Origin of the sequence: Streptococcus pseudopneumoniae, assembly GCF_038148935.1 — a bacterium.
GTDB classification, from domain to species: domain Bacteria; phylum Bacillota; class Bacilli; order Lactobacillales; family Streptococcaceae; genus Streptococcus; species Streptococcus pseudopneumoniae_U.
The window spans coordinates 1-1,649 of sequence record NZ_JBBJZX010000161.1 but is presented as its reverse complement, the minus strand read 5'-3'; the positions used below and the strand labels follow the sequence as shown (position 1 = coordinate 1,649).

Here is a 1,649-nt window from a genome sequence, read left to right as displayed (position 1 = left end):
CAGAGACCAATCCTAGTCTCTCTAGTCCTTTTCACTCGAGAATAAGGGAAATATGTTATACTTGTTTTATTGTCGGAAAAAGTGTTTCATGGAATTGGTTGTAAGGAGTTAGAAATGAAAGTATTAGTGACAGGTTTTGAGCCCTTTGGAGGGGAAAAGGTCAATCCAGCTTTGGAGGCAGTTAAAGGTTTACCAGCTGAAATCCATGGTGCTGAGGTCCGTTGGTTAGAAGTGCCAACAGTCTTTCACAAATCGGCTCAAGTATTGGAAGAAGAGATGAACCGCTATCAACCGGACTTTGTCCTTTGTATTGGGCAAGCTGGTGGAAGATCTAGCTTGACACCTGAACGAGTGGCCATTAACCAAGACGATGCACGCATTCCTGATAACGAAGGTAATCAACCGATTGACCTTCCTATTCGTCCAGATGGTGCTCCTGCCTACTTTAGTAGTCTGCCGATTAAAGCGATGGTCCAAGCTATAAAAAAAGAGGGCTTGCCGGCCTCTGTTTCCAATACGGCAGGGACTTTTGTCTGCAATCATTTGATGTATCAGGTCCTCTATTTGGTAGAAAAGAAATTTCCACATATTAAGGCAGGTTTTATGCATATTCCTTATATGATGGAACAGGTGGTGAATCGACCGACTACTCCAGCTATGAGTTTAGTGGATATTAGGCGAGGGATAGAAGCGGCAATCGGCGCCATTATCGAACATGGAGATCAGGACCTCAAGTTGGTAGGCGGAGAAACTCATTGATAGAAAAAAGCTTGAGGGAAAACCTTCAAGCTTTTGGACGTTTTTGAGCCAGTATAGATCGGTAGAAAATTATTTTATTGATTTGAATGTAGGGTAGGAGTGAGAAACTAGCAATCCCAAAGGTAATCCAATTGAGGAAGTACCAAGGAAGGAGTTGTAGGTCTAGAATAAAGCGTTGAAATTTGTAGCCTTTCATCAGGAAACGGCTGGTTTTTAGGATTTGTCCTGGTTTGGCTTGTCCTAAGTCTAGAGTGTCACAGAGGAGAAATTCTACCTGTGAATAGGCATAGTATTGTGGAATATAGAGACTATTTCCGACAATCATCAAGAGGACACTTGCTAGAAAGTAAAGACCAAAGGCCATGAGGAAACGCTCAGTTTCAACTGACGTGAGATCCAGATTGGGAAACTCAGGGTGAAGGGCAACGAATTTCTTTGCAAGAAAGCTACTGTAAAAAAGGAAGTAAATTCCAAGCAAACTAGGAATGCTCCATAAGAAGAGATAGAAACGTTTGAGAAGGAGAGTCAAAAAGGTTTGTGAAAAGTACTCTTCGTTAAAGAGAGTGAGACTATTTTTGATGGATAGTTCTGTATCTGGATTCTTGATGAGTTTTAGGGTTGTATAGACTGAACTGGTTAGAAGTATTGTTCCGATAAAGGAAACTAATAATGGAAAGAGGTAGGCTTGGAATACATGACCAAACACGCTTAAAAAGGGTTGTTCTAAAATTGCTTCGTTGATACGCTCTAAGGGATTGAGGAAGCCAGACAAGATGACCAGCATGCTAGGTAAGAGATAGACGAGAAAGAGGCGGGGATTTTCAGATTGAAATTGTCTAGCCTGCAGACGAATGGTTTTTAAATCAATTTTTGGGTATTTCATTCTCTCA

2 protein-coding genes are annotated in these 1,649 nt (G+C 41.3%); one reads left to right on the top strand and one right to left on the bottom strand.

Annotated features, from left to right (window positions below):
• Nucleotides 1-114: 114 nt before the first annotated feature.
• On the top strand, nt 115-759 hold the full coding sequence (gene pcp / locus WKI42_RS10290; RefSeq protein WP_261229038.1) for a pyroglutamyl-peptidase I: 645 nt from the start codon (nt 115-117) through the stop codon (nt 757-759).
• A gap of 25 nt (nt 760-784) precedes the next feature.
• Here the strand turns inward: pcp and WKI42_RS10285 are convergent, their stop codons facing one another.
• Nucleotides 785-1,642, bottom strand: coding sequence for a DUF975 family protein (locus WKI42_RS10285; RefSeq protein WP_368081873.1), 858 nt, complete (start codon nt 1,640-1,642; stop codon nt 785-787).
• Nucleotides 1,643-1,649: the final 7 nt, after the last annotated feature.